Annotated in this window: 17 protein-coding genes; 10 read left to right on the forward strand and 7 right to left on the reverse strand. The window is 69.3% G+C overall.

Features of this window, described 5'->3' with window-relative positions; all coding sequences use genetic code 11:
- The coding region (locus tag ON39_RS49125; protein ID WP_157195537.1) for an IniB N-terminal domain-containing protein at positions 1-2,158 on the reverse strand (2,158 nt) is incomplete at its 3' end.
- Between the two features lie 294 nt (positions 2,159-2,452).
- Between ON39_RS49125 and ON39_RS31690 the strand changes: the two genes are divergently transcribed.
- The 6 genes from ON39_RS31690 to ON39_RS31715 all read left to right on the forward strand — a co-directional run bounded on the left by ON39_RS31690 (position 2,453) and on the right by ON39_RS31715 (position 11,965).
- The gene (locus ON39_RS31690) at positions 2,453-4,162 is read left to right on the forward strand and encodes an Hsp70 family protein (protein WP_051187383.1); all 1,710 of its coding nucleotides are present in this window, start codon (positions 2,453-2,455) and stop codon (positions 4,160-4,162) included.
- Positions 4,155-6,836, forward strand: a complete 2,682-nt coding sequence (locus ON39_RS31695; protein ID WP_051187391.1) for a LuxR C-terminal-related transcriptional regulator — start codon at positions 4,155-4,157, stop codon at positions 6,834-6,836. Before ON39_RS31690 ends, ON39_RS31695 begins: the two co-directional genes overlap by 8 nt.
- 46 nt (positions 6,837-6,882) lie before the next feature.
- Positions 6,883-7,992: a hypothetical protein gene (locus ON39_RS31700; RefSeq protein WP_040739738.1), complete on the forward strand. Its 1,110-nt coding sequence runs from the start codon at positions 6,883-6,885 to the stop codon at positions 7,990-7,992.
- A 166-nt stretch (positions 7,993-8,158) separates the two neighbouring features.
- Complete coding sequence (locus tag ON39_RS31705; protein ID WP_040739739.1) at positions 8,159-9,517, forward strand: S1 family peptidase; 1,359 nt, start codon at positions 8,159-8,161, stop codon at positions 9,515-9,517.
- Positions 9,518-9,625: 108 nt separating this feature from the next.
- Positions 9,626-10,951, forward strand: a complete 1,326-nt coding sequence (locus ON39_RS31710; RefSeq protein WP_051187384.1) for a S1 family peptidase — start codon at positions 9,626-9,628, stop codon at positions 10,949-10,951.
- A 126-nt stretch (positions 10,952-11,077) separates the two neighbouring features.
- Positions 11,078-11,965, forward strand: coding sequence for an NRDE family protein (locus ON39_RS31715; protein WP_040739740.1), 888 nt, complete (start codon positions 11,078-11,080; stop codon positions 11,963-11,965).
- Positions 11,966-12,034: 69 nt separating this feature from the next.
- Here the strand turns inward: ON39_RS31715 and ON39_RS31720 are convergent, their stop codons facing one another.
- On the reverse strand, positions 12,035-12,745 hold the full coding sequence (locus ON39_RS31720; protein WP_040739741.1) for a DUF8020 domain-containing protein: 711 nt from the start codon (positions 12,743-12,745) through the stop codon (positions 12,035-12,037).
- Positions 12,746-13,199: 454 nt separating this feature from the next.
- On the opposite strand from ON39_RS31720, the gene ON39_RS31725 reads away from it, so the two are divergent.
- Both ON39_RS31725 and ON39_RS31730 read left to right on the forward strand, forming a co-directional pair.
- Positions 13,200-16,460: a (Fe-S)-binding protein gene (locus ON39_RS31725; protein ID WP_040739742.1), complete on the forward strand. Its 3,261-nt coding sequence runs from the start codon at positions 13,200-13,202 to the stop codon at positions 16,458-16,460.
- A gap of 334 nt (positions 16,461-16,794) precedes the next feature.
- Positions 16,795-17,556 (forward strand): lytic polysaccharide monooxygenase, encoded by a 762-nt coding sequence (locus tag ON39_RS31730; protein ID WP_040739743.1) that lies wholly within the window; start codon positions 16,795-16,797, stop codon positions 17,554-17,556.
- A gap of 160 nt (positions 17,557-17,716) precedes the next feature.
- Here ON39_RS31730 and ON39_RS31735 read toward each other — a convergent pair whose 3' ends face one another.
- From ON39_RS31735 to ON39_RS31755, 5 genes are all read right to left on the reverse strand, one after another.
- Positions 17,717-18,184, reverse strand: a complete 468-nt coding sequence (locus ON39_RS31735; RefSeq protein WP_040739744.1) for a hypothetical protein — start codon at positions 18,182-18,184, stop codon at positions 17,717-17,719.
- 69 nt (positions 18,185-18,253) lie between these two features.
- Positions 18,254-19,402 carry an acyl-CoA dehydrogenase family protein gene (locus ON39_RS31740; protein ID WP_040739745.1) on the reverse strand — a complete coding sequence of 383 codons (1,149 nt, stop codon included), beginning with the start codon at positions 19,400-19,402 and terminating at the stop codon, positions 18,254-18,256.
- Positions 19,402-20,631 (reverse strand): acyl-CoA dehydrogenase family protein, encoded by a 1,230-nt coding sequence (locus ON39_RS31745; RefSeq protein ID WP_040739746.1) that lies wholly within the window; start codon positions 20,629-20,631, stop codon positions 19,402-19,404. The genes ON39_RS31740 and ON39_RS31745 overlap by 1 nt, the downstream gene beginning before the upstream one ends.
- Positions 20,632-20,756: 125 nt before the next feature.
- Positions 20,757-21,290 carry a PASTA domain-containing protein gene (locus ON39_RS49760; protein ID WP_246002889.1) on the reverse strand — a complete coding sequence of 178 codons (534 nt, stop codon included), beginning with the start codon at positions 21,288-21,290 and terminating at the stop codon, positions 20,757-20,759.
- A 105-nt stretch (positions 21,291-21,395) separates the two neighbouring features.
- Positions 21,396-21,932: a YdcF family protein gene (locus ON39_RS31755; protein WP_040739748.1), complete on the reverse strand. Its 537-nt coding sequence runs from the start codon at positions 21,930-21,932 to the stop codon at positions 21,396-21,398.
- A gap of 134 nt (positions 21,933-22,066) precedes the next feature.
- Between ON39_RS31755 and ON39_RS31760 the strand changes: the two genes are divergently transcribed.
- Positions 22,067-23,389: a UDP-glucose dehydrogenase family protein gene (locus ON39_RS31760; protein WP_040739749.1), complete on the forward strand. Its 1,323-nt coding sequence runs from the start codon at positions 22,067-22,069 to the stop codon at positions 23,387-23,389.
- A 138-nt stretch (positions 23,390-23,527) separates the two neighbouring features.
- A complete protein-coding gene (locus ON39_RS31765) occupies positions 23,528-24,832 on the forward strand; it encodes a DUF7159 family protein (protein ID WP_063713411.1) in 1,305 nt (434 codons plus the stop codon).
- The last annotated feature ends 74 nt before the right edge of the window (positions 24,833-24,906 follow it).

The following is a 24,906-nucleotide window of genomic DNA, read 5'->3' on the forward strand; positions in this document are numbered from 1 at the left end:
AACCGCCAAGACCCGCACCCGCATCCGCAACACCGTGGGTCACGCTGCCGAGCGAACCACCGAGTCCCGCACCGGTATCCACAGCACCCTGCGCCGTGCCGGAGAGCGAACCACCGAGACCCGCACCCGCATCCACCGCACTACCGATCGTTCCGCCGACGCCCGCACCAGCATCCACTACACCACCGAGTGAACTACCAAGTCCCGCACCAGCCTCCACCACACCGCCGAGATTCGCACCGGCATCCACAGCCCCATGCGCGGCACTGCCGAGCGAACCGCCAAGGCTCGCTGCACTATCCACTGCTCCATTGAGCCCTGTGGACAAACTCCCACCGAGCCCAGCGGCCGTGCCGAGTCCGGTCGACAGTCCGGTCTCCAGACCCGAGCCGACGTGCCCGCCCGCGTCCAGTGCACCGTCGAGACCCACGGAAAGTGCGCCACCGGCATTCGTCGCCGCTCCGAGCCCTGTGGACAACCCAGCTTCCAAACCGGTCACCGCGTGCGCTCCCGCATCGAGTGCGCCGCCAATTCCTGTGGACAACCCGGTCTCCAGGCCCGAACCGACGTGCCCACCCGCGTCGACGACACCACCGATACCGGTCTCCAGACCCCCTCCGACCTGCGCACCAACACCGGCCGCGCTGTCAAGACCAGCCGAAAGTCCGCCGCCCACACCAGCACCGGCATTCGCCGCCGCACCAAGTCCTGTGGACAACCCCGCTTCCAACCCCGTCGCCGCATGCGCGCCAGCATCGAGCGCACCACCAAGACCTGTGGACAATTCCGTCCCCAGCCCCGAACCGACGTGCCCGCCCGCGTCGATGACGCCACCGATACCGGTCTCCAGACCCCCTCCGACCTGCGCACCAACACCGGCTGCGCTGTCGAGACCAGCCGAAAGTCCGCCGCCCACACCAGCACCGGCATTCGCAACCGCACCAAGTCCTGTGGACAACCCCGCTTCCAACCCCGTCGCCGCGTGCGCGCCGGCATCGAGCGCACCACCGAGACCTGTGGACAACCCGGTCTCCAGGCCCGAACCGACCTGCGCACCCGCATTGATCGAACTATCCACAGTCGTCCCCAAGCCGGTGCCGAGGTCGGCGCCGAGCTGGGCGCCCGCGCCGAGGATCGCGTCCGCGCTACCGGAAAGCCCCGTCTCCAGGCCGGTGCCGAGCTGCGCGCCCGCACCGACCGCCGAGCTCAGGCCGGCACCGAGATCGGCACCCGCACCAAGCCCACCGGTCAAGCCGGTCTCCAATCCGGCCGTCACCTGCGTCGCCGAATTCGCCACGCCGCCAATGGTTGTGGACAACCCGCCACCGAGCCCGCCCGCCAACTGGGCTCCGGCATCCACCGCGCCTTGCAGACCTGTGGACAGACCGGCACCGAGGTCGGCACCGGCGCCGACGGCGGCATCGAGCCCGGCGGTCACGCCGGTCACCGCCTGCACGGCACCCTGCAATCCCGCACCGAGATCCCCGCCGACCTGGGTGCCCGCGCCGATCGCGGCATCGAGGCCGGTGGTGATCCCGGTCGTAACCTGCCCCACCGCGCCGAGCGCACCACCGAGGCCCGCGGACAGACTGGTCTCGAGGCCGGTCGCGGCGTGCAGCCCCGCATCCACGGCGCCCTGCACGTTCGCGCCGATTCCGGTCACGGCCTGCCCGGCCGCGCCGAGCGCACCGCCGACCGCGGCCGACAGATTCGCGCCGATATCGGCGACGGCACCGAGCCCGGTGGACAGACCGGCGCCGAGTTCCGCGCCGACCTGCAGGCCCGTGTCGACAGCGGTGTCGAGCCCCGCGTTGAGGTCGATACCCGTCCCGACCTGACCACCGAGGTCGATGCCGAGGTCGGCCCCGACGTTCAATCCCGCCTCGGCCGCGGCGGCGGCACCGACGGTGCCCGCGGCGCCGAGCACGGCGGCGGCACCGGTCTGCGCGCCCGCCGCGACGATCGCCGAGAGCTGGGAGCCGCCCGCGACCAGGGCCGACTCGGCGACCATCGGGGCGACGGCGGCGATGTCCTCCGGGGTGACGGCGGGCAAACCCGCCGCCACCAGCGCCTGCGTCGGATTCGCGCAGTAACCCACCGCCGCTTCGTGATCGCGCAGCAGGTTGAGGATGAACTCGAGAATCGCGTTGGGTGTCATCAGAAAATCTCCTGAGAGCCGGCGGACCTCCGCGATCCGCGTCGTTGGAATGCATTTCACGCTAGGGCCGCCACTCGTTACGCGTAACGGGGCCGACCCCCACAACTCACCCGGGCTCGCCCTTAGGGGCACCCGTCGTATTAGGGGAATTTCCCCGGAACTTCCCCGGGGGCGGTAACGGCGGACGGCCAGCAACCGAAACAACGAGTGCGTCGGCGCGCTCGTACCGCCTGCCGCACTCGGACTACACAGCAGCGACACCGGACCACAGAGTTTTTCGAACGGGGTTCACGAATGACACAGCGTCTGGCGCTCGGCATCACTGTCGGAGCGTCGAATTCGGTCGCCGTGGCGGCAACGGGCGACGGCGTTGTCACCCATCCCAGCGTGCTGCGGTTGGCGGCCGACGCGCCGCCCACCTTCGGCACGGCGGCGCGGGCGACCGGGCGGCACTCCAGCGACGTGCTGGTCGAGGGTTTCCTCGCCAGGGTCGGCGATCCGGTGGACATGCTCGCCGAGGACGGCTCGGCGCATTCGGCCGCCGACCTCGTCGCCTCGGCCGTCGCCTGCCTGATGGACGAGATCGACTCGCGGGCAAAGGAATACGGATCGACCGTGGCCTGCCACCCGGCCTGGTGGTCCGCGCACACCGTCGACATCCAGCGCGCCGCCCTCGATCGGGCCGGCCTGCGCGAGGTGACCCTGGTGCCGGAGCCGGTCGCGGCGCTGCGCTGGCTCGAGTCCACGCACGGCCCGCTCGGCGACGGCGCGGTGCTGGTGTACGACCTCGGCGCCACCGGCCTCACCGTCTCCGTCGTGCGCACCGGCGATCGCGCGAGTGTGCTCGGCACACCGCTGCGGACCACGGACATCGCCGGCGCGGAATTCGATCTGCTGACCATGCGCTACGTGCTGGCAAACGCCACGCTCGCAAATGATTTCGACCCGTACGATCCCGCGGTCGAACGGGAATTGTCGGCTTTGCGCGAGCGCTGCAGAACGGCCAAAGAAGAGCTCTCCATAAATACCGCGACCGTCGTTCGCGCGCCGTTGAATCCGGCGGACACACACAGCGGCAATGTCCGGCTGGTGCGCGGCGAACTCGAAGACCTGCTGCGCGGGCCCCTGCTGAACTCCATCGACCTGATCCGCGACGCTGTGCACCGGGCCGGGCTCGGCATCGGCGACCTCGGCCGCGTGCTGCTCACCGGCGGCGGCGGCGCGATCCCCCTGGTCGCCGAGCTGATCTCCTCCGAGTTCGGCCTGCCGGTGGTCGCGGCCCCCGACCCCGCCGCCACCAGCGCGCGCGGAGCCGCCGCGCTGGCCGCGGACTTGGCCTCCGCCGCCCCCGAGCCGTTGCAGGCGCCGCCCGCGCCGACAACGAAAGAGCTTCCCTCGGTGGCGGTTTCGCCGCTACCGAGCACCGATCCACCCCGTAAACCGCGATTCAGCGGCAGGCAGCGCGCGGCCATCGTCGCGGGCGCCGCGGTGGTGCTCGGGTTGCTGGCCACCGGCACCGTCGCGATCGGCACCGGCGCCCAGTCCGGCCCGGCACCGACCTCGACCGAGCATTCGTCCCCGGCGCACGCCGCCGAGATCGCCGCGACCACCGGTCCGCAGGCGGGCGACCCCAACGCACCGGTGGCCGCGACGGATTCGGCGACCGCCGCCGTGAACCGCCCGAAAACCGAGGCGGGACAACCGGGTTCCCCCGCCGCGACAACGGTCGCCGTGGTGAGCAGTCAGCCCGCCGACCAGCCCGCCGCGCCGCCCGCGGAACCCGGTGCGGCGCAACCGGCCCCACAGCCCCAGCAGCCCGCCCCGAATCCCGGGCCCGCGCCGGGTAATAACCCCGCGCCGGGTAACAACCCCGCCCCACCGGTCCCACCGCAGGCCCCGGGCCTGCCGACGGGTGTCCTGAAGGACCCGATCGACAGCGTCGGCAACACCGTCGGCACCGTGCTGCGTGCCCCCGGCCAGATTCTCGGAGGAAACGGTGGCTGACATCGCGTTCGACACCCTGCCGTCCGCACGCGAGATTCTCCGGGAACTGGAGTCGGCCGATCACGAGCCGGCCGTCTACCTCATCCGCGGCCGCTCGCAAACCGGTAAATCGACCCTGCTCAACGAGATTCGTACCCGGTTACGCGCCCGCGGCGTACCCCTCCAGGACGCCATGGGCGCAGACGCGGTGCCCACGGGCAACGCAGCCGCGCGCGCAGGCGATGGACGCGTACTCACAGCCGCGCACTCGAGCGATGGGATCACGCACTCGGGTGCCGAAGTCCGCGCCACCGGCAACGGATCCCGCACTCGCACTAGCGACCCACGCCCGGCGCTGATCATCGACAACGCCCACACCCTCAGCCACACCGACCTCGAATTCCTCTGCACCACCGTCGAATCCGGCCAGCGCACGGTGATAGTCGCCGCCCAGCCGCGCCCGCACGACCCCGGCCTGCGCGCGCTGGCCGACACGATCGCCCGGCGCGGTCGAGTGGTAGAACTGCGCGCGCTCGGCGTGGCCGACATCGCCCCCTTCGCCAGGGAACTCGGCATGATGGTGCCGCGCCAGGTGTCTCAGCACATCCACCGCCAGACCGACGGCATCCGCGGCGGCGTGGTCGCCGCGCTGAGCGCGGCCTGCTCGGCCCGGCTCGACGCGGGCATCGGCGCCGTGGACGCGGCCGTCGCCGCCTGGGCCCGCTCCCTGCTGGACGATCTGGCGCCGGACCTGCTGGAGACGCTCGTCGTCGCCACCACCGGCGCGGGCTTGGACGCCAGCGAGCTCACCGAGGTGCTCGGCGTGGAACCCGCTGTCGCGCAACAACTCATCGATCGGGCCAGGGCGAGCGCGCTGGTCACGGACGCGGACCTGCTGCTCACCCCGGCCGTCGGGCCGCTGCGCACGCTGCTCGGCGACCGCAGGTTCGTCGCGGTCCAGCGCAGGCTGCTCGGCGCGCGGCTGGACGCGGGGCTGCTGCGCGACCACACCGCGCTGCTGCTCGCCGAGTCCGGCGTCCGCGATCCCCGGCTGGCCGAATTCCTGTCTGCCACTGCGGAAAAGGCCGGACGTGAGGCGGTGCGCTACTACGCGGCGGCCGCGGCGGCCGGCGCCGACCTCGATCAGATCGCGCTGCGCTGGGCCGAGGCGGCCGGGCGCAACGGCGACGGCGAGACGGCCATGCGCCTGGCCGAGCCGGTGCTGGCCCGCTCCGAGGTGTCCAGCGCGGAACTGGCCGACGCGGTGCGGATCTGCGCCGCGGCGCTGACCCGGCGCGGTCTGGTCGCCCGTGCGGCCCAACTGTATTCGTGGCTCGGCGCGCAGCGCGTCGGCGCGGACTGGGCCATCGGGGCGACGGTGCTCTCGCTGGCCGGGGACGTGTCCGGGGCCGCGGAGATGTCCGCCTCGGCGACGCAGTGGCCGCCGACCGAGTCCAACGCGCACGCCCGCCTGATCGCCACGGCGCTGGCCGGATCGCTCGGCGGCCGCGACGGAAACGGCCCCACGCCAAGGATTTCCGGGAACGGCACGGCCGCCGCCGTCTCCGCGCTCGTGCAGGCCGCGCACGCCGACTCCGGCGTCGACCGTTTCCTGCCCTGCACGGCCGTGTCCATCGCGACGCTGCTGTGCCTTGGCACCGGCGAGCCGCGCCGCGCGGGCGACGCGCTGCGCCGGGCCACGGCCAGCGGCCTGCGCTGCCATCAGCTACAGGTGCTCGCGGCCTGGACGGCCATGCTCGGCGGGGACGAACGCGCCGCCGCCGCGATCGTCGCCACGCTCGACCACGACTCGCTCGACGTCCGCGACCGCCTGCTCGCGCACGGCGTCGCGGTCGGGTTGGCCAGGCGCACCGGCGATCACGCCGCGCTCTCGCGGGCCTGGCAGGCGGCCTACCTCATGTTCGACGACGTGGAGGCCGATCTGCTCGCGCTGCTCCCGATCGGCGAGCTGTGGCTGGCCGGCATCCGGCTGCGCGACGAGGGCCGCATCGCGCCGCTGGTCGACTCCGCGCTGGCCTTGCTTCGCGGCTCGAACGAGCCGTCGGCCTGGGCGAACGCCTTCCACTGGTACGGCGTGCAGGCCGCGATCCTGCACGAGAGCCCGCAGGAGCTCCTGCCGCACGCGAAACCGCTGAAGACCGCGGCCGAGGCGGGCGATCGGCACGCCGCCGTGCTCGCCGACGCGGGCCGCACCTGGGTGCTCGTCCTGCGCGGCGAGGTCTCGGCCGCGCCGGTCGAGGCGGCCGTCGCCGGACTGAGCGAGATCGGCATGACCTGGGACGCCGCCCGGCTCGCCAGCGAGGCCGCCCTCGCCGCGACCGACTCGGTGACCGCGACCGCGCTGCTCAAGCTGGCCCGCACGGTCCGCGCCGACGCCAAGCCGCAGGACCCGATCCTGCCGCCCACCGCGACGCAGCCGCCGTCGAACGGCGCCCGGCCCGCGCCCGACCCGGCGGTCGGCGAGCCCGCGGCGATCCTCAGCGAGCGCGAACGCGAGGTCGCCGAACTGGTGCTGCTCGGCCTGACCTACCGCGAAATAGGCGCCCGCCTGTACATTTCCGCCAAGACGGTGGAGCATCATGTCGCCCGCATCCGGCGCCGGATCGGTGCTCGGTCCCGATCGGAGCTATTGTCGATGCTCCGCGCCATGGGACACGGCTCCCTACTGGTGTGACAGGGTGCGGATTCGTCAGCCGGGACGCCGAAGCGAGGTACTGAGGATGGCCACAGGGGTGGGCCTACGCATCGCCGAGGACGAGTGCACGGCGGCGATCGTCACCGACGGCGACGAAGAACCGTTGTTCATCGTTCGCGAGTCGCTGCTGTACATGTCCGACGACGGCGACGCCACGCTCGGCGGCCCGCCGCCGGACGAGAACGCGCACGCGATCACCGGCTTCGCCGGCTCGGTCGGCGACCCCGCGGGCATCTCGGTCGACGACGGCGAGGCCTACCGGGCCGAGGACCTGGTCGCGACCGCGCTGTTCTGCCTGATCAACCTCACCGCCGATCACCTCAACGGCCCGGCCGAGTTCTACGCGACCCACCCCGGCGACTGGCCGCGCGAGTACGTGCAGGCGCTGCGGGACGCGCTGGACTATCTCGGCCTGCGCTCCGTGCTGCTGGTCAGCGAGGCCGACCTGCCGAGCGTGGAGGCGGACGCGCCGGGCAGCACCTACGCCTACGACGCCGCCCGCGCCGCGCTGGCCGCGGTGCTCTCCACGCCCGCGGGCAGCACCCCGCCCGATCCGAGCCACGCCGAGAACTCGACGGTCGACACCGTCATCATCCCCGCCGTGCCGGTGTCCGAGCCGCAGCCGCAGGCCTATTCGGCCGCCATCCCGATGGCCGAGCCGGTGGTGCCCGTCGAGGAGCCCGCGACGCCGGAGGAGCCGGCGCGCAAGGCGGAGCCTGCCAAGATTCGCAGGCAGCTCCCGCTGCTCATCGGCGCCGCGGCGCTGATCGGGCTGGTGCTCGGCGGCTTCGCGGTGGCCGTGCTGTTCCGCGAGGACGACCCGACGCCGGTGCCGCCGATGCGCGACGCCAAGTCCGATCAGGTGTCGGTGAGTCCGACCCCGCCGCCCGCGCCGCCGGTCAACTTCCCGACCGTTCCGGCGACGCCGACGACCACCGAGCCACCGGTGATCATCACGACGACGCAGCCGCCGGAGACGACCGCTCCCCCGCCGCCACCGCCGCCGACCACCGAGCCGCCGACCACGACGCCGAGCCCGACGACGCGCACCAGGCCGACGACCACCACGCCCCCGTTCGGTACGCTGCCGCAGATTCCGTCGATCCCGGGCCTGGAGATACCGGGCAGTCGGTGATTAGTAAGGCCCTTCCCCGGTTTGTGCCCTAAAGTGATCCGCTGACCGGTGTTGTCGGATGAATTACCGGCCCCCGGTCTGTTGCTGGAGGACGACTGTGAGCCAACGGATTCCAGGGCCGTTGCCGCGGATTGAGCTGGCACGTGCGTGCCAACGAAGGGATTTCATGCGCAAGTTGGTGGCGCGCCGCGCCACGGTCAAAGCTGTCGCCCTCGCTTCGACCGTTTTCCTCGCACCCTTGCTCTGCACGACCACCGCCTCGGCGGCGCCGGCGACACCGACCCAGCTGAATGCCGATGCCCTTCCGCAGGAACTGGTGCAGGCGATCGCGCGCGATCTGAAGATGACCCCGACCGAGTACCTGGACCGCGCGGCCCGCGCTCAGCAGCTGCGCGAGTACGCCCACGATTTCCGCTCGGAGCGCCCGGAGTCCTTCGCCGGCGCCTGGATCGGCAACGACGGCAAGCCCGTCGTCGCGGTCACCTCGCTGGACGCGGCCAAGATCGCCGCGGCCGACGGCTACCAGACCCGGCTCGCCCCCGTGTCCGCGGACGGGCTGGAAGGCTCACTGGTGCAACTGAATCAGTGGATCACCAGCCTGCCGCGCGAGATCTCCAGCGCCATCAACTCGGTCGCGGTCGACTTCCTCAACAGCCAGCTCGTGCTCAGCGTCGCCAACACCCCCGCCGGTCACCTGCTCAACCTGCCGACCCTGATCGCCAACATCAAGGTCATCCTCTCGCCCGGCAGCGGCGGCGCGATCGAGCGGCGGCCGATGGGCGGCGACACCTACATCAGCGCCCCGATCTCGCTGCACGACGCCTCGCTCAAGGGCGTCGACGTGTGCTCCTTCGGCTTCAACAGCGTGGACGCGGCGGGCAACGCGCTGAATATCAGCGCGGGACACTGCGATCCGAACGTCGACAAGGGCAACCAAGAGGCCAGCGTCTACTTCCCGAACGTCAAGGACATCCCGAACAGCCCCGAGCTCGGCTCGTTCGTCCAGGCCAAGCTCGGCGGGCAGAGCGCGCTGGACTACTCGGTCATCAAGCTGAACGACCGCGCGGTGCGCGCGGGCATGGACCAGCCGACCGTGCGCGGCGCCAACGGGACCACGATCGCCATCACCGGCACCGCCGACCCCATCACCGGCGCGCCGGTGTGCAAGTCGGGGCAGTCGTCCACCTTCACGTGCGGCTTCGTGGTGGCCGATCGGGTGGAGACCCAGCTGTACACCGCGGAGGGCGAGAGCAAGATCGTGCGCGGCTTCGCGAGCTCGGCCTGCACGCTCGGCGGCGACAGCGGCGGCGCGATCGTGTCCGGCACCCTCGCGCTGGGCATCACCAGCGGCTCGAACGCGGCCGAGGCGCCGGACTGCAACGAGGCGAATATCGCATTGGCGCAGTACGGCGGCACCGCGAGCCTCGGCATTCCGATCCGTCCGATCCTGGCCGATATCGACGCCTCCTCGGGCGGCGGCGTCGGCAGCGGCATCACGGTGCGGACCCGTCCCAACGCCGGGTGAGCGCCGTCGAGCAGTGTGTCGATCGACATACCGGAGAAAAGTGCCTATCGACGGGGCAGCGCGCCGTTATAAGTAGGCATACCGGCCGGAAGCCCATATAGTCTGGGCATGCTCCTGCCACGTATAGGTCATCTCCGATCAGCTGCGCGACAGACCCCGATCCGAAAAACAGTGATCGCCGCTTCGGCGGCGATACTGCTGTTCGGGCCTACGGCGGCAGTAGCGACGGCGGAACCGGATCCGGCCCCGAGTCTGCCCGCCGAACTGGTCACCGCGCTCGCCCGCGATCTGAAGATCTCCCCGGAGGAGTACCTGCACCGCGCGGACGTGGCCCAGCAGGTGGCCGCGTTCGCCACCACCGCGCAGCGGCAGTTCCCGGCGGTCTTCGCCGGTTCGTGGCTCGACGACGGCGGCAAGGCGGTCGTGGCGCTGGCCAAGGGTCCCGGCGCCGACGAGGCCCGAAAGGCCGCGGAGTCAGCGGGTTTCGAGGTCCGCAACGTCGCGAAGAGCGAGTCGGAGCTGCGTGGTGAGAAGAGCGCCTTCCAGCGCTGGCTCGACGGGCAGCCCGAGGCGGTGTCGGCGCTGGTGCGTGGCGTCGTGATCGACACGGTCAACAACAGCATCGCGGTGCGCGTCGACAAGCCGGGCCTGCCGATGCCGAACTTCATCGACCCGGCCCGGGTCATCGTGATGGCTCCGCCCGTGGCCGGTGAGCAGACCACCCTGCAGGCCACCGAGATCGCGGGCGCCTCGAACGGCGTGCTGGCCGGCGGCGACGGGTACGCCTCGGTCGCCGGGCGCATGTCGCTGCGCTGCTCGCTCGGCTTCAACGGCACCGACCGCAACGGCAACATCGTGAATGTCACGGCGGGCCACTGCAACCCGGACATCCCGTCGGCCGGCAACGACAACGCCGCACGCGTGCACGAGCTCAAGGGCGACCGGCTCGGCAACGAGCTCGGCCGGTTCGAGAAGTCGGTGCTCGGCGCACAGGACTACTCCATCGTGCGCATCGCCGACCAGGCGCGGGATCGCTTCGGCAACAACGAGGTTCGGGTGCCCGGCGGCGCGTCGGTGCGCGTCGAGGGCGTCGCGACCCCGGTCGTCGGCGCGCCGGTCTGCAAGTCCGGTTCGCGGACGGGCTTCAGCTGCGGCGTCGTCAACGCGGTCGATCAGACCGTGCAGGTCGGCGAGCGTGAGCTCACCCAGGCGTTCTCGGCCAACATCTGCGCGCTGCCCGGCGACAGCGGCGGCCCGATCGTGACCGGCAGGCTCGCCCTCGGCATCTCCAGCGCCTCGTCGGTGGCCGACTACCCGATCTGCGAGATCCCCAACCTGATCGGCGCGCTGACCGGCAATGCGCCGCAGTTGTTCGCGCAGCCGGTGAGCGTGGTGCTCTCGGACAACCCGGGGCTGCGGATCCGCACCAGCTAGTTCCGTGTTCGAGAAGGCCGGCGGCGTTGCGCTGCCGGCCTTTTCGCTGTCCGCACCGGGATTCCCACCGCGTTCCAGTCATCGATGCGGTGCTGCGCGCGCCGTTGTTCCGGCATTCTGGACCGCATGTGTTTGGTGTTGATCGGCTGGCGGGCGCATCCGGAGTATCGATTGATCGTCGCGGCCAACCGCGACGAGTTCTACACCCGGGCGACCGAGTCCATGCGGTGGTGGCCGGAGGTGCCCGGCCTGCTCGCCGGCCGGGATCAGGGGGCGAAGAACAAGGCGGCGGGTGACCCGCCCGGCACCTGGCTCGGACTGCGCCGAACAGACAAGGGCCACAACAGGTTCGCGACGATCACCAACGTGCGGGCCCCCGGGGACGAACGCGCCGACGCTCGTTCCCGCGGCGCGCTGCTGATGGACTTCCTGCGCGGCGCCTCGGACCGGCACCCCGGCCTCGACTTCCCCGACCCGGAGAAGTACGTGCTCGACATCGCCGCCGCGCCGGACCGCTACAACGGCTACAACCTGGTGGTCTCGGACCTGGAATCGCTGTGGTGGCACTCCAACCGCAGCGCCGCGCCGCCGAGGGAACTCACGCCGGGCTTCCACGGCCTCTCCAACGGCACGTTCGTGAGTTCGGCAGGGTTGACCCTCGCAGAGACGGATTCGACCGCCCCACAGCGCGTCTGGCCCAAGGTGCGGTGCGGTGTGACCGAGCTGCGGGCGGTGATCGAGTCCGATCCCGCCGCCGTCGACGACTACTTCGCAGTGCTGGCCGATCGCACGCGGGCCGCGGACGAGGAGCTGCCGGACACGGGCGTGCCGCGCCTGATGGAGCGCAAGCTGTCGTCCCGCTTCATCGCGGACGTCACGCACGGGACGCGGGCGAGCACGGTACTGCTGGTGCGCGAGGATGGCACATTCGAGATGGCGGAGCGGACCTTCGGGCGGTTCGGCTGGCCCAAAGGCGCGGTGTCGTTCAGCGGCACCATGGAACTTCCCGCCTGAAACGACGACGGGCCCGCCTCTCCGGAGAGAGGCGGGCCCGGCTGTCGAAGTTGTGCTGGCCGGTCGTGCTTACTTGGCCGGCAGCGGCTTGTCGGCCCACTTGGTGGTGCCGTCGGGAGCCTGGAAGGTGTTGAGCAGCTCGAGACCCGCGGCGATCAGGGTCGGGCCGCCGACCGCGATGGTGCCGAGGATGCCGCCGATGCCGGCGCCGGCCACCAGGCCGGGGAAGCAGAACGCGGGCAGGGTCAGGATGCAGCCGATGGTGGCGCCGATGGCCGTGCCGACGAAGCCGCCGATCGCGGTCGCGATGCCGAAGTTGCTCGCGAACTCGTTCTGCGCGCGCTGGTTCTCGATCGGCGAGGCGATGTCCTGGGCGACGGACGGCTTGGCGACGACCGGCTTGTCGGTGACGACCAGGTCGGCGGGCTTCTGCGGGGTGACCTCGAGAACCGTTCCGTCCTTCTTCACCTCGGTCTTGACCGGGACGAGCTTGCCGTCGACGTCCACGTCGAGCGGGAAGGAAACGAGGGTGTTGCCCTGGCCGTCGCGCACGTTGGCGATCGAGACCTTCGGGTCATCGGCGGTGGCGCCGTCCTTCTCGGTGACCGAGAAGGTTCCCCCCTTGAGCGACGCGACGACCGTCTTGTCGACCAGCTTGACGGAGTAGTTGATGCCGGGGTCGGCCGGAGCGGCGACCGGTTCGGCATGCGCGGTCCCGAGACCGATGGTCATCGCGCCGATGACCAACGCGGCACCCGCGGTGGTTCTGCGGAGGTTCATTCAGTTTCCAATCCATCATCAGGTCGTCTGCCCGCCGATCCCCGCACGCGAGAGCGCTCTTCATCAAATCCGGGCGGTCGCCCCGGATCCTCCCCGAGCAGTGTGAAGACAGGCACAGCAGACAGAACGTCGTGAGCGTAATCCACCGGCGTCCCAGAAGCGAGAAGCATTACGCGCCTTGGGGACTAAGCCTGTCCTTACCGATTAGGCCGGATGCCTCGACGTTTACGGTGGTGATCACCCGAACGAGCGGCTGGATCAACAAACTGGACGTGACGTTCATCACACCCAAAAATTGCGTCAAGCCCCAGCAAGAGGGGGCATAGACCAGGTGCAAATGGTACGACAGATAGCATCTGTTACCGGTGGGTAACTTACTGCCGGTTAGGATACGAGCCAACCGGACGGTGCCGAACCGTCCTCGCTCGTGTTGCCTCTAGAGAAAGGTCGCGACATGAATGCCCTGACAGTGACGCTGGGCACGATTGGGGCGACGCTCAGCCTCCTGTGTTGGGCGTCGTTCATCGGCGGCGTCCGCAACATCGTCCGCGCCATCATGGTCGGACAACCCGCACCGGACCGCTGGCGACCGTTCTTCCCGCGCTTCAAGCAGATGGTCATCGAGTTCCTCGCGCACACGCGAATGGCCAAGTTCCGCACCGTCGGCTGGGCGCACTGGCTGGTGATGATCGGCTTCCTCGGCGGGGCCATCCTGTGGTTCGAGGCCTACGGACAGACCTTCGATCCCTCCTTCCACTGGCCGATCTTCGGCGACTGGGCGATCTACCACCTGTGGGACGAGATCCTCGGCATCGGCACGGTGCTCGGCATCGGCACGCTGATCGTCATCCGCCAGCTGAACCACCCGCGGCTGCCCGAGCGGCTGTCGCGCTTCAGCGGCTCGAAGTTCGGTCCCGCGTACGTGATCGAGCTGATCGTGCTGATCGAGGGCCTCGGCATGATCTTCGTGAAGGCAGGCAAGATCGCCGCCTACGGTCACTCCGACCCGTACACCGACTTCTTCACCATGCAGGTGGCCAAGCTGCTGCCCGCGAACACCACCATGGTCGCGCTGTTCGCGTTCGTGAAGCTGATGTCCGGCATGGCGTTCCTGTACCTGGTCGGCCGCAACATCACCTGGGGTGTGGCGTGGCACCGGTTCTCGGCGTTCCCGAACATCTACTTCAAACGCGAGGACGACGGCGGCGTCGCGCTCGGCGCGGTCAAGCCGATGATGTCCAAGGGCAAGCCGGTCGACATGGAGACCGCCGATCCGGACAACGACACCTTCGGCGCGGGCCGGATCGAGGACTTCTCCTGGAAGGGCTGGCTGGACTTCACCACCTGCACCGAGTGCGGCCGGTGCCAGTCGCAGTGCCCGGCCTGGAACACCGGAAAGCCGTTGTCGCCCAAGCTGTTGATCATGTCGCTGCGCGACCACGGCAACGCCAAGGCGCCCTACCTGCTGGCCGGTGGCCGCAAGGACATGGGCGGCGACGAGATCGGCCTGGTCGACGCCGAAGGCAAGCCCGATGAGGCCGCGCTGGCGAAGATCTCCGACGCCGCCAAGGCCGAGGCGGAGCGTCCGCTGGTCGGCGGTGCCGACGTCAACGGCATCATCGACCCCGAGGTGCTGTGGTCGTGCACGACCTGCGGCGCGTGCGTCGAGCAGTGCCCGGTCGACATCGAGCACGTGGACCACATCATCGACATGCGCCGCTACCAGGTGCTCATCGAGTCGGAGTTCCCGTCCGAGCTCGCGGGTCTGTTCAAGAACCTGGAGAACAAGGGCAACCCGTGGGGCCAGAACGCCAAGGACCGGCTCAACTGGATCAACGAGGTCGACTTCGAGATCCCGGTCTTCGGCAAGGACGCCGACAGTTTCGACGGCTACGACTACCTGTTCTGGGTCGGTTGCGCCGGCGCCTACGAGGACCGCGCGAAGAAAACCACCAAGGCGGTCGCCGAGCTGCTCGCCACCGCGGGCGTGAAGTTCATGGTGCTCGGCGCCGAGGAGACCTGCACCGGCGACTCCGCGCGGCGCGCGGGCAACGAGTTCCTTTTCCAGCAGCTCGCCGCGCAGAACATCGAGACGCTGAACTCGGTGTTCGAGGGCGTCGAGGACAAGAAAAAGAAGATCGTCGTCACCTGTGCGCACTGCTTCAACGCGCTCAACAACGAGTACCCGCAGGTGGGCGGTAGCTACGAGGTCGTGCACCACACCCAGCTGCTCAATCGGCTCGTGCGCCAGAAGCAGCTGATCCCGGTCGCCTCGGTGTCGCAGAACGTCACCTATCACGATCCGTGCTACCTCGGCCGGCACAACAAGGTCTACAACGCGCCGCGTGAACTGATGGCGGCCTCCGGCTCCACGCTGGTCGAGATGCCGCGCCACGGTGAGCGTTCCATGTGCTGTGGCGCCGGTGGTGCGCGCATGTGGATGGAGGAGCAGCTCGGCAAGCGAATCAACGTCGACCGGGTGGACGAGGGCCTGAACACCCTCGCCGCGAACCCCGGCGGCACGCCGGGCAAGATCGCGACCGGCTGCCCGTTCTGCCGCGTCATGCTCAACGACGGGGTGACCGCGCGCCAGGAGAAGGGCGAGGGCGAAGGGGTCGAGGTCGTCGACGTCGCGCAGTTGATGCTCGATGCCATCGATCGGGTCGACCCGGCGAAGTTGACCGAGAACCTTGTCGTTGTGCAGCAGCCGAAAGCGGCTGTGGTCGAAGAGGTTTCGGAGCCCGAGCCGGAGCCGGAGCCCGAGAAGCCTGCGGCGGCGAAGGCTGCGCCCTCCGGTGGTGGGCTTGCCATGAAGGGCCCGGCGAAGAAGCCCGGTGGACTCGGGATGAAGGGGGCCGCCAAGGCTCCCGGAGCCAAGGCGGACGAGGCTGAATCGGCATCCGAGACGCCCGCCGCGCCGGTCAAGGGTCTCGCCATGAAGGGTCCGGCCAAGAAGCCGGGCGGGCTCGGGATGAAGGGCGCCGCAAAGGCTCCCGGAGCGAAGGCTGCGGAAGCGCCTGCGGGCGAAGCGGAGTCGGCGTCCGAGGCGCCCGCGGCGCCGGTCAAGGGCCTGGCTATGAAAGGTCCGGGGAAGAAGCCCGGTGGACTCGGGATGAAGGGGGCCGCCAAGGCTCCCGGGGCCAAGGCCGCGGAAACGCCTACGGCCGCACCGGCCGAGCCCGGAGCCGAGGCTCCTGCGCCCAAGCCCGTCAAGGGGTTGGGGATGAAGGGGGCCGCGAAAGCTCCGGGCGCCAAGGCTTCTGGCGCCAAGGCACCGGCTGCGGCTCCGGAGGCTGCGGCTACCGAGAGTTCCACCGCGGCTACCGGAAGTGCCGCCGCATCGGAAACGGCTGCCGGCGCGGAGGTTTCGGAGCCCACCGAGACCAAGCCGTCGATCCCCGCCAAGGGGCTGGCCATGAAGTCCGGCTTCAAGCGCCCCGGACCGAAGGCTCCGGGCACTGCGGCCGCCGCCGCTCCAGCCGAGACCGAGGTTTCACCGGACGCCGCTCCGGCGGAGGTCGAGGCTCCGGCGAACACCGCTCCGGCCGAACCCGCCGCGGCCTCGCCGACGCCGGAATCGGAATCTCCTGCGGCGGAGACGGCTCCGGCTGACCAGTCCAACGGCAACGGCACCTCCGAGGTCACTCCCCCGACCGCCAAGCCGGGCGGCCTCGGCTTCAAGTCCGGCGCGAAGGCGCCCGGCCGAAAGAACTGATCCGCTCCACCGCAAACCCCAGATCGACCCGGGTCCACACCACGGACCCGGGTCGATTTGTGTCGGGCAAACCCACGGAAATGTGTGGGGAGGTACTGGGGAGAGCCTTGCACAATATGCAATCCTCGCCAGTTCCCTTATCGCACTGTCGATCCCGTTTGCGAATAGTCGAAATGTGTACGGTGTGCGGCGAGGTGATTGCCCGGCGTCTTGCCCGGATTCCATTCGACGACTTATCGTTTCGGGTACATGAGAGCTCGAATGTATTCCCTGACACGATGTTTGATTGCTGATCAGTACGCCGGCCACTGCTGCTCAGGTTATGAGGAGCGCAATGATCAACAAACGAAAGCTGACCGTCTTCGGGGCCGCGGTAGGAATCGCACCCTTCCTCGCGGTTCTGGTTCCGGCGGGCACGGCGAACGCCCACGGATACGTCTCGTCGCCGCCGAGCAGGCAGGCACAATGCGCGTCGGGCGCGGTGTCCTGCGGACCGATCAAATACGAGCCGCAGAGCGTCGAGGGCCCGAAGGGTCTGCGCAGCTGCAACGGTAACCTTTCCCAATTCGCCGATCTCAACGACGACAGCAAGCCGTGGAAAGTGAGTAACGTCGGTCAGTCCGCGACATTCACGTGGACCAACACCGCGCGGCACAGCACTTCCAACTGGGAGTACTACATCGGCAACACGCGGGTCGGTGTCGTTCCCGGCAATAACCAGCAGCCCCCGGCAACCCTCACCCACACCGTGAATTTGGGTAACTTCAGCGGCCGCCAGAAACTCCTGGCCATCTGGAACATCGCCGACACGTCGAACGCCTTCTACGCCTGCATCGATCTCAACATCGGCGGTGGCCCCGGCCCGACCACGACACCACCGACAACGACGGTACCTCCGACAACAACGGTGCCGCCCACGACAACGGTGCCGCCCACCACCACCCAGCCCGGCTCCCGCCCCTGGACCGCAGGCACCAGCTACGACGCCGGCAACGAGGTCACCTACGAGGGCAAGCGCTACCTGTGCCGCCAAGCCCACACCGCCTCCCCCGGCTGGGAACCCCCCAATACCCCCGCCCTCTGGCAACCCCTGTAACCCCCACCCGTCCCGGACCCCGACCCCCGTCGCGGTCCGGGACGGTCGCGCGTAACCACAGCGCTCCAGACCGCGCCGAACAGCGGCTACTCGGTTTCCTTCGGATGGCCGGGAAGCCAGCGCTCCAGCAACACCCGCCCAGCGGATTTACTGCCCTTGCTCACTCACCGCCCCTTGGGTCGCGCACCACCACCGGTTTGTCGAGGTAGGTGAGGTCGGTGCCGTCGACCCGGATCCTCGGGTCGGCGTGTGCCGCAGCGGTTTCCCGCCACGCCGCCAAGGTGGCGGTCAGCCCGGCAAGGCGTCCGACGGCGAGGCCGCCTCGCGCATGGTTGAGGAAGTCGGCGACGAACTCGGGCCGTTGCGACTCGGGCAGCAACTCGATCCAGGGGAAGGTGATCGTCAGTCGCCCGACCAATCGTTCGAGGAGTTCGTCGTCGAGCGCGATCGCCAACAGCTGGGTCAGCGCGCCGAGGGTTTCCTCCGTCGCCGCCGACTCGGCCGCATCGGAGAGCCGCACGGGCGGCGCGGCGCGGCGAACGAGGATCACGTCCCCGTTCTCCTCCATCGTCTCGATGACCCGGTTGGGATCGCGTAGGAATTCCGACCAGGTAGCGGTGGCACTCATGCCACCAGTATGTCAGAACTAGTTCTGATGTCGAGTGCGCAGTTTCTCCTCCGAGGGCTGTCCTAGAAACTACGGCCTGGTCAGGGCGGCGTAGCGGGAGAGGTGGTGGGCGGGGGTGCCGAATTCGTGTTCTATAGCGGTGAGGCGTTTGAAGTAGTGGCCGATAGCCAGTTCTTCGGTCATGCCCATGGCGCCGTGGAGTTGGACGGCGTTCTGGCCGATGAAGCGGGCGGCTCGGGCGATGGTGACCTTGGCGGCGGAGACGGCGCGGGCGCGGGTCGGGGTGTCGGAGTCGAGCGAGTGGATCGCGAGATAGACGGCGGCGATGGCCTGTTCGAGTTCCATGTACATGTCGACCAGGCGGTGCTGCAGGACCTGGAAGCCGCCGATCGGCTGGCCGAATTGCTTGCGCTGCTTCACATATTCCAGGGTGTCCGCGAGCACCTTGCGCATACAGCCGACGGCCTCGGCGGCGATGGCGGCGATCGCCTCGTCCACGGTGGGTTCGATGGCGACCCAGGCCGTGCCCTCGACACCGAGGAGCGCGTCGGCGGGCAGGCGGAAGCCGGTGAAAACCAGGTCAGCGGCCACCCGGTCATCGATGGTGCGATACGAGTGCACCTCGACGCCGGCGGGCGGGTTGTCGGCGTCGAAGTCGCTGCGGAACAACGAGATTCCGTGCTGCTCGCGCCGACTGCCCGAGGTACGTGCGGTGATCAGCAGGTGCGTCGCCAGCGGCGCGCTCGTGACGACGGTCTTCGCGCCGTCGAGCACCCACGAATCCCCTTCGCGCCGTGCGGTGGTCGACACGTCGTGCAGTGTGTGACCCGAAGTCGGTTCCAGCGCGGCGAAAGCCGTGCGCACGTCGCCGGCGACGATCTGCCGCAACAACGCGTCGGCCTGTTCGCCACCGGATCTGTTCAACAGACCCGCGCCGACGACGACGGTGTCCACGAACGGCTCCACGACGAGCGCCCGCCCGAGCTCCTCGGCGATCACCATCAGTTCGACCGGGCCGCCGCCCATCCCGTCGACGCGCTCGGGCAGCGTCGCGCCGAGAATTCCTAGCTCCTCGGCGAATCCGCGCCACACCGCGGGCTGCCACCCCGCGCCGACCTTGACCGCGGTGCGGCTCTTCGCCAATTCGTATCTGGCGCCGAGGAATCCGGCGATGGCGGTGCGGAGCAGTTCCTGCTCGCGGGTAAGAGTGAAGTCCATCAGAGCCCCAATGCTGCTTTGGCGAGGATGTTTCGCTGAATCTCGTTGCTGCCCGCATAGATCGAGCCTGCCCGGTCGTTGAAGTAGCGCAGCGGCGCGACGGCCTGCCACGGCTCGCCGCTGCGGTATCCGTCGGCGGGCGGGGTGAACTCCGCGATGGGCCCGCCCGGTTTGGTGGCGTGCGGCTGATACACCCGCCCGCGCGGGCCCGCGGCCGACAGGGCCAGCTCGGTCAGCTCCTGGCTGAGCTCGGTCGCCAGTATCTTCAGCATCGAGGAGGCCGGGCCCGGGTTGTGCCCCTGCGACATCGCCGAAATCGTTCGGTACTCCAGGATTTCGAGCACCTCGGTGCGGATGCGCGCCTCGGCGAGCCGCGCCGCGAACGCCGGGTCGTCGATGAGCGAATTGCCGTCCGGGCCAGGCTGTCTCGCCGCCTCGACCGCGATCTCCTGCGCCATCGCCTGCAGGAACGGCGCCATCGCCCCGCCGCGCTCGTGCACCAGCAGGTACTTGGCGACCGTCCACCCGTCGTCGATCTGCCCGAGCACATTGCTCTTCGGCACCCGGACGTTGTCGAAGAAGACCTGGTTCTGCACCTGCTCGCCCGAGGTCATCACCAGCGGACGGATCTCGATGCCCGGCGTGTTCATGTCGATCAGCAGGAACGTGATGCCCTGCTGCTTCTTCGCCGACCGCGACGTGCGCACCAGGCAGAAGATCCAATTCGCCTCGGTCGCATGGGTTGTCCAGATCTTGCTGCCGGTGCACACTAGGTCGTCGCCGTCCTCGACGGCCGCCATCGTCAGCGAGGCCAGATCGGATCCCGCCTCCGGCTCCGAATACCCCTGGCAGAAAAAGACTTCCCCGGTCAGGATGCGCGGCAGATAGTAATCCTTCTGCTCCGCCGTCCCGTACGCGATGATCGCGTGCGCCACCATCTTGATCCCCATCGGCGACAACGCGGGCGCGCCCGCCAGCGTCGACTCCCGATTGAAGATGTAGTGCTGCGTCAGGCTCCAATCGCACCCGCCGTACTCCACCGGCCAGGCCGGCGCGGCCCACCCCCGCTCGTGCAGGATCCGCTGCCACTCCATGCTGGCCTCGTGGTCCGGATACACACTCGTCGCCAGCCGCCCCGCCCGCCGCAACTCCGGCGTCAGCTTCGCCTCGAGAAACTCCCGCACCTCATCCCGAAACGCCAAATCCAACGCTGACCAGTCGTAATCCATCTGCCCTCCCGGAGGGTGCGCACCATTGCCTCACCCCGGCGGGCCGCCGGAGGTGAGACAGCACAATGTCGTGTCCCCGCACTGTATCAAAACTGATGTCAGGTGCCAGCACTTGTCGAGCCCGGTTAGCGACAGGAGTTCGGCTCACCGTTCTTCACGACCGAAAGCACGGCATCTCCCTCGCCGATCAGCACACCCGGATTCGGCGTCTGCGCGACGACGATCCAATTGGCATCGAGCACCTGCCTGCGCCCCTTCCCAGTCGCATCAGTCGATCTCGAGTACCAGACGCCTGCCTCCTGGATCTTGTTCTGCGCTGCCTGCAGGTTCATACACACGACATTCGGCATCGGCACCGAAGCAGCCGGAACTTGTCGCGCTGGCGATGGTGGAGGCGGAGCCGCCTGTGAAGCGGAGCTTTTAGGGACAGTGCTGGAAGGCGGCAAGGCAACGGTCGAGATCGTCGGGGCCGTACTTGCCGTGGTCACAGAGGCAGTCATCGTTTTACCGCTGCTGCTGTCGACCCCGCAACCGGTGACGGCGAGCACGATCAACCCACAAATGCCCGCGATCCTTGCCGAAATGTGCCATTCTCTCGTCTGCTTGCGTTTGTGTTGCGGGCCAATGCGATCCGAGCGTTCTAGCTGATGTGACGTCATGTCATTCCTCCCAGTGACAGTGAGAAGAAGACCGTACTTCCGAACTCCACACGCGCGATGTCGATCGATTACCCGACAAGCGCCAGGCTCGCCGAGGAGTCTGGGCTAGCAGTCTTCGAAGGCGGCTTTGAGGTAGCCGACGGATTGGTAGAGGTAGTCGTAGGCCCAGCGGGCGGGGCTGAGGTGGGGGCGGGGGTCGACGAAGAGAAGCTCGCCGGGCCAGCATTTTTGGAGAATGTAGCGGGCGCGGGAGATGTGGGGGGTGAAGGTGACGACTATGACGCGGCGCCAGCCGGCGGCGTCGGCCAGGCGGGCCAGTTCGCGGCCTTCACCTCGGGTGGTGCGGGGAGCGGGGTCGAAGCAGCTGACCTCGAAGCTGTAGCCGCCGTGGCAGATTCGGTTGATCATGACGCTGTGCTCGTAGGGGTCGGAGATGAGGACGCGGGGGGCGTAGCCCTCGTGGGCCAGGCGCAGGGCGAGCTGTTCCCGGCCGTCGTGGGCGCCGCCGAGCACGAGGATGGCGTCGGCGGGGGCCGGTTCGTCGGTGCGCGGACGGACGTAGACGGGCCACAGGGCGGTGACGGCGACGGCGAGAACGGCGGCGAGCACCATGAAGGCCCATGCCCATCGGCGACGTCGCATCCGATCGATGCTAGCGAGGTCCGTGCAGGTCAGGGCGTGCGGGCGGCGATCTGTCGCCACATGTACACCTAGCGTTGCCGTGACCCTTGCCTCGGTGACGTGGCGCGGCCACCGGCGGGGCCTATCAATCGATCATGCGATGCACAGTCTTCGGAACCGGGTACCTCGGGGCCACGCACGCGGCGTGCATGGCCGAGCTCGGGCACGACGTCATCGGCGTGGACGTCGACCCGGGCAAGGTCGCGAAGCTGTCCGACGGTGTGGTCCCGTTCTACGAACCCGGCCTCGAGGACGTGCTGCGGCGCAACCTCGACGCGGGCAGGCTGCGGTTCACCACCTCCTACGCCGAGGCGGCGGAGCACGCCGACGTGCATTTCCTCGGCGTCGGCACGCCGCAGAAGAAGGGTGAGTACGCCGCGGACCTGAAATATGTGCACGCCGTGGTCGATACGCTGGCGCCGATGCTGCGGCGGCCGTCGGTGATCGTCGGCAAGTCCACGGTGCCGGTCGGCACGGCCGCGGCGCTCGGCGCCCGAGCGCGACGGCTGACCTCGGCCGAGGTGGAGGTGGCCTGGAACCCGGAGTTCCTGCGCGAGGGCTTCGCGGTGAAGGACACGCTGCGCCCGGATCGCCTTGTGCTCGGGGTGGATTCGAGTCGCGACGCGGCGGGCTGGGTCGAGGAGATGGTGCGCGAGATCTACGCGGACGTGATCGCCGCGCAGGTGCCGTTCCTGCTGACCGATTTGGCCACCGCCGAATTGGTGAAGGTCTCGGCGAACGCCTTTCTGGCGACGAAGATCTCGTTCATCAACGCGGTATCGGAGGTCTGCGAGGCGACCGGCGCGGACGTGACGATGCTCGCCGACGCGCTCGGCTACGACGCGCGCATCGGCCGCCGATTCCTCAATGCCGGACTGGGTTTCGGCGGCGGCTGCCTGCCGAAGGATATCCGCGCCTTCATGGCGCGCTCCGGCGAGCTCGGCGCCGATCACGCGGTGGCATTTCTGCGCGAGGTCGACAACATCAACATGCGCCGCCGCACGAAGGTGGTCGACATGGCGGCGCGCGCCTGCGGCGGTTCACTGCTCGGCGCCAATGTCGCGGTGCTCGGCGCGGCGTTCAAACCCGAATCCGACGATGTTCGCGATTCGCCTGCGTTGAATGTGGCGGGAATGATCCAGCTGCACGGGGCGGTGGTGACGGTGTATGACCCTAAGGCGCTGGAGAATTCGCGGCGGGTGTTCCCGACGCTGAACTACGCGACCTCCGTCGCGGAGGCCTGTGAGCGCGCCGACGTGGTGCTGGTGCTCACCGAATGGGACGAGTTCACCGCGCTGCGACCGGAGGATTTGAATCGGGTGGTTCGGGCGAAGTCGATCATCGACGGCAGAAATTGTCTCAATCGTGCCAGCTGGCGCGCGGCGGGATGGGTGTACGCGGGACTCGGTACGCCGTAGAGTTGCTTCGCGAAGGCAGGAGATACTGCCGGACGAATAGTCCTGCCGTATGCACGGACGCTTGGCGACGGTATGGTCCGGGGAGCGGGCCTTCGCGCTGGCTCGCATGTCGTGAAGTGTGAACGAGATGGGCAGCTGATGAGTTCGGTACTGGGAGTTTCGGTGGGGGCCGGCGCTGTCCGTATGGCGCGACCACACACCGCGAACCCCCACGGGCACGTCGAGCCGCACTCCTTCGATCTACAGACCATTCCGGTGCTCGACCAGAGCGTCGAGGAACTGGCCGCCGAGGCGATCGGCGTCACGCTCGAGGCCACCCCCGGCATCACCGCGACGGCCATCGCGTACCGCAGTGAGCAGCACGCGCGGGCGGTCCGCGCGGCCATGGCGCGCCAGCAGCTGACCAACTACGAACTCGTCCCCGAGGTCGTCGCCGCGCTCGAATTCGCGCAGTCCACCGGCGATATCCGCGGGATCTCCTCGCTGGTCGTGTACGACCTCGGCAGCTCCGGGCTCACCGTGAGCGTCGTGGACACCCAGACGCGCGAGGTCCGCTACAGCGAGCGCACCAGCGATATCAGCGGCGACTACCTGGACTCACTGATCCGCGAGCAGCAGATCGCCTCCGGCCGGATCGCGCACCCGCCGGACGCGGCCGGTCTCGCCGTCCTGGACGGGCTGTGCCGCGAGGCCAAGGAGCAGCTGTCCACGAACACCGCGGTCGCGCTGCCGAGCGAGCAGGGCCTGGTGCTGCTGGCGCAGGAGAACTTCGAGTCGCTGATCATGCTGGCGATCGAGTCGTCGGCGCGGATGGCGCGCGACGTGATCACCCGCTCCGACCGCCCGGTGCACGGGGTGCTCGCCATCGGCGGCTGCGCCCGAATCCCGCTGGTGCCCAAGGTGCTCGAACGCTGGATGGGCGTTCCGGTGATCGTGCCGGAGAGCCCGGAGACGGTGGTCGCCCGCGGTGCGGCGCTGCTGGCCCGGCCGGTGCTGCCCGAGCCGGTGGCCGCCCCCGCCGATCTCGACGCCGAGCTGTCCCCCGCCTGGCTGTCGGCCCCGCCCAAGCGCGGCAAGCGCGAGATCAGCGGGGCGGTGCTCACCGTCAGCGCCCTCGCGGTGGTCGCCGCGATCGGGCTCGGCCTCGGCTACGGCCCGCAAGTGCTGCAACGCGATTCACACAGCGAGGGCTCGCCGTCGGCGCCGACGACCACCTCGCCGCGCACCTCCACCGTCGATCCGCAGATCGCCGTCGCCCCGGCGACGCCCACCGAGTCCGCCGCGGAGTCGATCGCCGCACCACCGCCGCGCCGCCCGACCACCGAGCCGCCGCCACCCCCCGCCCCGGGCCCGAACACCATTGTCGTGCCGGGCCTTCCGCCGATCGTGGTGCCGACCATCCCGCCGGAGGTCTTCCCCTTCCCGCCGCCCCCGCCGCGCTGACCACCGGCCGAAGGCGTACGGACCTGAACAAGGCCGACGCGAACCAGTCGCCCGAGCGGCACTGCCGGACAGTG

The sequence above is a fragment of the Nocardia tenerifensis NBRC 101015 genome, from assembly GCF_000308715.1.
Lineage (GTDB): Bacteria > Actinomycetota > Actinomycetes > Mycobacteriales > Mycobacteriaceae > Nocardia > Nocardia tenerifensis.

Bases quoted from the DNA above. Each gene is read 5' to 3' on its own strand.
- ON39_RS31725 (WP_040739742.1), top strand. From the start codon at position 13,200: ATGAATGCCCTGACAGTGACGCTGGGCACGATTGGGGCGACGCTCAGC.
- ON39_RS31710 (WP_051187384.1), top strand. From the start codon at position 9,626: ATGCTCCTGCCACGTATAGGTCATCTCCGATCAGCTGCGCGACAGACC.
- ON39_RS31745 (WP_040739746.1), bottom strand. From the start codon at position 20,631: ATGGATTACGACTGGTCAGCGTTGGATTTGGCGTTTCGGGATGAGGTG.
- ON39_RS31720 (WP_040739741.1), bottom strand. From the start codon at position 12,745: ATGAACCTCCGCAGAACCACCGCGGGTGCCGCGTTGGTCATCGGCGCG.
- ON39_RS31760 (WP_040739749.1), top strand. From the start codon at position 22,067: ATGCGATGCACAGTCTTCGGAACCGGGTACCTCGGGGCCACGCACGCG.
- ON39_RS31705 (WP_040739739.1), top strand. From the start codon at position 8,159: ATGCGCAAGTTGGTGGCGCGCCGCGCCACGGTCAAAGCTGTCGCCCTC.
- ON39_RS49760 (WP_246002889.1), bottom strand. From the start codon at position 21,290: ATGACGTCACATCAGCTAGAACGCTCGGATCGCATTGGCCCGCAACAC.
- ON39_RS31690 (WP_051187383.1), top strand. From the start codon at position 2,453: ATGACACAGCGTCTGGCGCTCGGCATCACTGTCGGAGCGTCGAATTCG.
- ON39_RS31700 (WP_040739738.1), top strand. From the start codon at position 6,883: ATGGCCACAGGGGTGGGCCTACGCATCGCCGAGGACGAGTGCACGGCG.
- ON39_RS31765 (WP_063713411.1), top strand. From the start codon at position 23,528: ATGAGTTCGGTACTGGGAGTTTCGGTGGGGGCCGGCGCTGTCCGTATG.
- ON39_RS31715 (WP_040739740.1), top strand. From the start codon at position 11,078: ATGTGTTTGGTGTTGATCGGCTGGCGGGCGCATCCGGAGTATCGATTG.
- ON39_RS31755 (WP_040739748.1), bottom strand. From the start codon at position 21,932: ATGCGACGTCGCCGATGGGCATGGGCCTTCATGGTGCTCGCCGCCGTT.
- ON39_RS31740 (WP_040739745.1), bottom strand. From the start codon at position 19,402: ATGGACTTCACTCTTACCCGCGAGCAGGAACTGCTCCGCACCGCCATC.
- ON39_RS31730 (WP_040739743.1), top strand. From the start codon at position 16,795: ATGATCAACAAACGAAAGCTGACCGTCTTCGGGGCCGCGGTAGGAATC.
- ON39_RS31735 (WP_040739744.1), bottom strand. From the start codon at position 18,184: ATGAGTGCCACCGCTACCTGGTCGGAATTCCTACGCGATCCCAACCGG.